Below are 6392 nucleotides of genomic sequence, written 5' to 3'. Positions count from 1 at the left end.
CCGCCGGCGAGGTCGAGATCGCGCTGCCGAGCCAGCAGGTGCGGCTCGCCGACGGCACCTTCTTCGGCGAGATCGCGCTCTTGCACAAGACCAAGCGCAGCGGCACGGTGACGGCGACGCGCAAGACGCGCCTGCTCGTGCTCGACGCCCAGGATTTTCACGCCTTGATCGAGCGCATGCCGACGCTGGCCGAGCACGTCCATACCACCGCCAAGGCGCGGCTCGCCGACACCGGCGATCTCGCGGCGGCAGAGCTGGCCCAGGCCGAACCGGAAGCGCGGCCGCCCGCCTAGCCTCTAGTTGGGATCGAGGAAGGGCGCGACGACTTCGCGCGTCTCCTTGCTGGGCACCACAGGCACGATCTCGAAGGTCATGCCGTTGCCCTGGCAGCTCAAAACCCATTCCTGCAGCAGGCGGGCGTCGTCGCATTCCATCAGCTGGAAGCAGCGGTCGAAATTCGGCTCGATCCAGCTGCCGTGATACTTCAGCCCTTCCGGAAACTTGGCGCCCTCGTCGCGCACCCGCCGGTAGACCGGAATGGGATCGCGGTCCTTGAAGCGCTCGATCACCATGAAGAGCATCGGTCTCAGTCCTTCTTCAGGAACACATAATCGGCCGAGTAGGGCGCGCTTCTGAACTCGCCGGCCTTGTCGCACGCCCCGTCGAGCTTGCCGCCATGGGTGTTGATGCGCTGGACGGTGGTGACCGGCGTCAGGGTGCCGCTGCCGCGGCGGGAGGCGACCTCGAGCTTCAGCCAGGCGATATCGGCAGGCGTTGCACCCGGCGCGTTGCCGATGGCCTTGCCGACCACCGCGCTGCCGTCGGCGAGCTCCCAGTTCGGGCCGGCATAGTGGCGGCCGACCGTCTTGCCCTCGGACAGCAGCGTCGCGATCGGTTCGCGGAAGGCCCAGGCGAGCTTGCCGTCCGTACCCGCCTTGCACTCATAGACCTGTGCCCCCTCGGCGTGGAGGCTCACCACCACGCTCTCGCCGGGCGCGGCGATGGCTTCGGGGAGCGGCTCCGCAGCCCCGGCCGGTCCGATCAGGGCCGCGAGCAGCATCGTGGGGGCAGCAAGCTTGGTGAACATGGCGGTCTCCGCAAAAGCTCTCAAAAAAGAAACGGGCCGCGCTGATCGCGCGGCCCGTGATGATGTCTGGCCCAGTCGGGCGAAATTGCGGTCGGCTTATGCCGCCATCGCCTTGACGAGGTTCTCGGCGACCTTGTCGAGGAAGCCGGTGGTCGAGAGCCAGCGCTGGTCGGCACCGACCAGGAGCGCGAGGTCCTTGGTCATGTAGCCGGCCTCGACGGTGTCGACGCAGACCTTCTCGAGCGTTGCGGCGAACTTGGCGAGCTCGGCATTGTTGTCGAGCTTGGCGCGGTGCGACAGGCCACGGGTCCAGGCGAAGATCGACGCGATCGAGTTGGTCGAGGTCTCCTTGCCCTTCTGGTGCTCGCGGTAGTGGCGGGTCACGGTGCCGTGGGCAGCTTCCGCTTCCACGGTCTTGCCGTCGGGGGTGAGCAGCACCGAGGTCATCAGGCCGAGCGAGCCGTAACCCTGCGCGACCGTGTCGGACTGCACGTCGCCGTCGTAGTTCTTACAGGCCCAGACATAGCCGCCGGACCATTTCAGCGCCGAGGCCACCATGTCGTCGATCAGACGGTGCTCGTAGGTCAGGCCCTTGGCGTCGAACTCCTTCTTGAACTCCTTGTCGAAGATCTCCTGGAAGATGTCCTTGAAGCGGCCGTCATAGACCTTCAGAATCGTGTTCTTGGTCGACAGGTACACCGGATAGCCGCGCAGCAGGCCATAGTTGAAGGAGGCGCGGGCGAAGTCGATGATGGAGTCGTCGAGATTGTACATCTCCATGGCGACGCCGGCGCCCGGAGCCTTGAACACTTCCTTCTCGATCACGGTGCCGTCCTCGCCGACGAACTTCAGCGAGAGGGTGCCCTTGCCCGGGAACTTGATGTCGGTGGCGCGGTACTGGTCGCCATAGGCATGGCGGCCGATGATGATCGGCTTGGTCCAGCCGGGAACGAGGCGCGGCACGTTCTTGCAGATGATCGGCTCGCGGAAGATCACGCCGCCGAGGATGTTGCGGATGGTGCCGTTCGGCGACTTCCACATCTGCTTGAGGTTGAACTCCTTCACCCGGGCTTCATCAGGGGTGATGGTGGCGCACTTGACGCCGACGCCGACCTTCTTGATCGCCTCGGCGGCGTCGATGGTGACCTGATCGTTGGTGTGGTCGCGGTACTCCATGCCCAGGTCGAAATACAGCAGCTCGACATCCAGGAACGGGTTGATCAGCTTGTCCTTGATGTACTGCCAGATGATCCGGGTCATCTCGTCGCCATCGAGCTCGACGACGGGATTGGATACCTTGATTTTTGCCATGATCGGGGAAGCCCTCTTGGGAACGGCGCTAGGAGCGCGCCAACGTGAATGTCCGCCGCCTCTTAGCACCTGATAGCAGCGGGCGAAAGCCAAGTGATTATGCACTTTTAGCTCATCCAGCTTCCTCAGACGGGGAGCCGGGCCTGGCATCAAGGCTGGGGCGGGGGTGAGGCTTCAGGCGAGATTCAAAAGTCGAATTCAACCCGTTATTTCCCTTGAGAATTTCGTCAGGACAGGCAAACGACAGGCGGACAGGGGCGGGCCGTCCCAAAGATCGGGGCAAGGCCGGCTTTGAATCAATTCCTGAGGCGGCCTTGCCAAGGCCTTGAGAGACAGTGTGAAAGCGAAGCGAGATGTCGGGGACTGACAAGAGCAAGACGGGCCTTTTCCTCGACGGTCCCATCGTCATCCTGGTCGAGCCGCAGCTGGGTGAAAACATCGGCATGGCCGCGCGCGCCATGGGCAACTTTGCGCTTGGCGCCTTGCGCATCGTCAACCCCAGGGACGGCTGGCCCAACATCGCGGCACAGCGGGCCGCGGCGGGCGCCGACCACATTCTGGAAAAGGTCGAATTGTTTGGCACCGTTGAAGAGGCCGTCGCCGACCTCGATCTGCTGTTCGCCACCACCGCGCGTCCCCACGACCAGGCCAAGCCCGTGGTTGGGCCGGAAGCCGCAGCCAGCGAGATCGCCGGGCATGTCGCGACCGGCGGCAAGGCGGGCATCCTGTTCGGCCGCGAGCGCTGGGGTCTGACCAATGAGGAGGTCGGGCTCTCCAACCGCATCATCACCTTCCCGGTCAATCCGGGCTTTGCCTCGCTCAACCTCGCCCAGGCGGTGCTGCTGGTCGGCTATGAATGGTTCAAGCGGGCGACGTCCGGCGAACTGCCGCACGCCATGCCCGAACGGTCCGAGCGCGCCTCGCAGCACCAGATGCAGGCCTTCTTCGACAATCTCGTGCGCGAGCTCGACAAGGTCGAGTTCCTGCGGCCGGCCGAGAAGCGCGACACCATGCTGGTCAACCTGCGCAACATCTTCAGCCGGATGGAGCCGACAAAGCAGGACATGCACACCCTCCATGGCGTCGTCATGGCGATCGCGGAGGGGCGCAAGGGGCCGGCCAAGGGCGGCGTGCTCGACGGCGAGCAGGCGACGCGCCTGCGCGGCTTGCTGGCCGAGCACGGCCAGGGTGGCGGCGTGTCCGACAGCGGCTCCACGGTGCGCGGCCTCGCCCGCCTGCTCCGCCGCAACCCGACCGACGCCGAGCGCCTGCTCTGGCAGGCGCTCACCCGCGACCGCCGCTTCGCAGGTCAGTTCAAGCGCCAGACCCCTGTGGGGCGGCACATCCCGGACTTCGTTTCGTTCCCGCACCGGATCGCAATCGAGCTGGTCAATCCCGGCGAGGGCGAAGCCATAGCCGCCGACCGCGCCGGGCGGCGCACCTGGCTCGAGGCGCGCGATTATCGGGTGCTCGACATCCGCGCGGCCGATGTGGAGCGCGATCTCGAGGCGGAGCTGGTGCGGCTGCAGGGGATGATCGAGCAGGGCGCGTAGTGTCGTAGGGTGGATCAGCCATGCGGCTGCGCGAAAGCGCAGTCCGCTCGGCGTAACCACCTGTTCTCGCGGGGAGACCAACGTGGTGGACTACGCTCCGCTAATCCCGCCTACGAAGTGCGCCCGAGCAGCACGTCGCGGTCGACTGCAATCCAGGTCGTCTTCGCCACGGCCAGCAACGTTCCACTTTCATCATGGAGCGCGGCGTCGGCTGTTCGCTTGCGGCCGTCGCGGCCGGTCGGCCAGGCCGTGATGATGCAGGGCTCACCGGGGCGCGGGCGGGCCTCGATGCGGGCGGACATTCGTCCCAGCAGGAGCGGCGTCCTTTCGTAGGTGCCGCTCTGCTGATTGCAATTGCAGGCAAAGCCGGTGGGACAATCGAGTGCCGACCAGAGAAATTCCGGCGCGACGCGGCCATCCTCGGCGGCCAGCTCCGCATCGGGCGTCCAGGTCGCCGCGAGAACGGCGTTCTGCGCGCGACGCTTGAGCGGCCCGGTGAAGATGCGCAGGCCGTCGCCTTTCGCACGCGCGGGACCGCAGACGAAACAGTTCTGCAGCGGATGCTCGTGCGGCTCGAACAGCATCAGCAGTTCGGCGGCGCGTGCTTCCTGCAAGCTGGCTGTCTCGAGCTGCGCGAGCTCGACGCTCGCCGCTTGTGCGGTCGCCACGACCTTGGCGCCATCGCGAAGCTCCCATGAGCCGTCGATGGCCGCGACCGCATCGAGCGGCGTGTCCAGCGGAGGCGGCGCACGTAGCGTCACCTCCGCGGCTTCGGGAATGTGACGGGCGAGCCGGCCGCAGACATAACCGCCGTTGCCGGAGTTCGGAGGGCCGCAGAAGCGCCTGGCGATGATGATCTGAGGCATCGGATTTGGTCTCCTCGCCTGGATGAGCGAAGCGATATCCAGGGAAAAGTCCCGCATGTCGCTTCGCTGCATGCGGGCTACAAGACCAGCGCGGTCACACCGCCTCGAGCTGATCCGCCGCGCGCTTCTTCTTCGCCCTGGACTGGCCGAGCAGGGGGCCGGCCGTGAGTGCTGCCGTATCGGCGACGCCCGGATCGCGCGAGATCATCGCCGCGACGATGGCGCCGTCGATGATGAGGCCGAGCTGATGCGCCAGCACCGCGGGCTCGCTCGAACCCAGCTCGCCGGCGAGCTTCTCGATATGGCCGAGCACGATCTTCTTGTGCTTCAGCGCAATGTTGCGGAATTGTTTTGCGTCCTTGTCGTGCTCGCCGACGGCGTTGATGAAGGGGCAGCCGTAGAAGCGCTCTTCGGCGAACCAGCTCTTCAGCGCCGGGAAGATCCGCGTCAACTTCGCCTGCGCGTCGCCGCCACCCGCTTCCATGGCGCCGATGAACCATTCGCGCCACTGCTTGCCTTCGCTCTCGAGCACCGCGTTGACGAGATTGGTCTTGGAGCCGAACAATTTGTAGAGCGTCGTCTTCGCCGTGCCGGCTTCCCCGATGATCGCGTCGATGCCGGTGGCGTTGATGCCGTTCTTGCAGAACAGATGCGTCGCGGCGCTCAGGAGGCGGCCGCGCGCGGATTCGTCTTCGCCTGCGGCGGCGTGGGGCGAGGTCTTCTTCGATGACGTCTTGTTCAGTAAGGGCTTGGCCATGGCGGCAAACTTACCCGCAGCCGCGCCGCATCAGCAAGCCGCATCTGTTCCGCGCTGAAAAGATTCGCAAAGACCAGACCATCTGCATCGCCTTTGAGCAAGGACCGGCTGATCAATCCGCAGGCAGGGAGGCTTAAGCGGCTCCAATGCTTCGCCTTTTGTTTTCGGCAGGCTCTGGCACGCTCCATGCAAGGAAACAGACCGTTCGGTATCCTACCGATGTCCACTTCTGCCAGGGAGAAGATTGATGACTGCCGTCGTTCAAAAGACAGTGCTGACGGGGTGCCTTGCGCCCATCGACAAGAACGGGCTCGAGCAACTGATCGCCAGCGGCAAGGCGAATCCGAAGGTCATCAAGACCTTGAAGTGCAAGACGGTCGCGGAAGGCAAGTTCCGCCACGCCAACTACATCCGCAACCTGCCGCCCTACATCGTCGACGAGCCGCCAGGGCTTTTGGGCGACGACACCGCGCCCAATCCGTCGGAGGCCTCGCTCGCCGCGCTCGGCTCCTGTCTTGCGGTCGGCCTGCACGCCAACGCCGTGCATCGCGGCTGGATCGTCAACAAGCTCGAGCTCGAGCTCGAGGGCGACCTCAACATCACCGCGGTTTGGGGCACCGGCGATACGTCCGACAAGCCGGTCGGCTTCACCGACGTGCGCGTCAAGGTCGACATGGAGTGCGAGGGCGTCCCGCCGGACGAGATCAACGCGCTGGTCGCCCATGTGAAGAAATGGTCGCCGGTCGCCAACACCTTCACCCGCCCGGTCAATCTCGAGGTCGGCATCTAGCAACAGCAACGGGGACAACGGTGCGGGA

Annotated in this window: 8 protein-coding genes; 3 read left to right on the top strand and 5 right to left on the bottom strand. The window is 65.3% G+C overall.

All coding sequences use genetic code 11. The features are described from left to right. Positions 1-293, top strand: a 293-nt coding sequence (locus A5906_RS45805) for a cyclic nucleotide-binding domain-containing protein (protein ID WP_245327137.1), incomplete at its 5' end; no start/stop codon positions are given. 3 nt (positions 294-296) lie between these two features. Here A5906_RS45805 and A5906_RS39270 read toward each other — a convergent pair. The 3 genes from A5906_RS39270 to A5906_RS39260 form a co-directional block, all read right to left on the bottom strand. Next, positions 297-581: a DUF3303 domain-containing protein gene (locus A5906_RS39270; RefSeq protein ID WP_080140417.1), complete on the bottom strand. Its 285-nt coding sequence runs from the start codon at positions 579-581 to the stop codon at positions 297-299. A gap of 5 nt (positions 582-586) precedes the next feature. Next, the gene (locus tag A5906_RS39265; RefSeq protein ID WP_080140416.1) at positions 587-1087 is read right to left on the bottom strand and encodes a DUF3455 domain-containing protein; all 501 of its coding nucleotides are present in this window, start codon (positions 1085-1087) and stop codon (positions 587-589) included. Between the two features lie 96 nt (positions 1088-1183). Beyond that, a complete protein-coding gene (locus A5906_RS39260) occupies positions 1184-2398 on the bottom strand; it encodes an NADP-dependent isocitrate dehydrogenase (RefSeq protein ID WP_080140415.1) in 1215 nt (404 codons plus the stop codon). A gap of 353 nt (positions 2399-2751) precedes the next feature. Here A5906_RS39260 and A5906_RS39255 point away from each other — a divergent pair, with 353 nt between their 5' ends. Further along, the gene (locus tag A5906_RS39255; protein ID WP_080140414.1) at positions 2752-3951 is read left to right on the top strand and encodes a TrmJ/YjtD family RNA methyltransferase; all 1200 of its coding nucleotides are present in this window, start codon (positions 2752-2754) and stop codon (positions 3949-3951) included. 110 nt (positions 3952-4061) lie between these two features. On the opposite strand, the gene A5906_RS39250 is transcribed toward A5906_RS39255, so the two are convergent. Both A5906_RS39250 and A5906_RS39245 read right to left on the bottom strand, forming a co-directional pair. After that, positions 4062-4817 (bottom strand): hotdog family protein, encoded by a 756-nt coding sequence (locus tag A5906_RS39250; RefSeq protein ID WP_080140413.1) that lies wholly within the window; start codon positions 4815-4817, stop codon positions 4062-4064. Positions 4818-4911: 94 nt separating this feature from the next. After that, positions 4912-5574, bottom strand: a complete 663-nt coding sequence (locus A5906_RS39245) for a TetR/AcrR family transcriptional regulator (protein WP_080140412.1) — start codon at positions 5572-5574, stop codon at positions 4912-4914. Positions 5575-5821: 247 nt separating this feature from the next. Between A5906_RS39245 and A5906_RS39240 the strand changes: the two genes are divergently transcribed. Beyond that, entirely contained in the window at positions 5822-6364 is a 543-nt protein-coding gene (locus tag A5906_RS39240; protein ID WP_080140411.1) for an OsmC family protein, read from the top strand. Positions 6365-6392: the final 28 nt, after the last annotated feature.

It is taken from the genome of Bradyrhizobium sacchari, assembly GCF_002068095.1.
GTDB classification, from domain to species: Bacteria; Pseudomonadota; Alphaproteobacteria; order Rhizobiales; family Xanthobacteraceae; genus Bradyrhizobium; species Bradyrhizobium sacchari.
The sequence above is the reverse complement of the archived record's forward strand: the minus strand, read 5'-3'. Positions and strand labels throughout refer to the sequence as shown.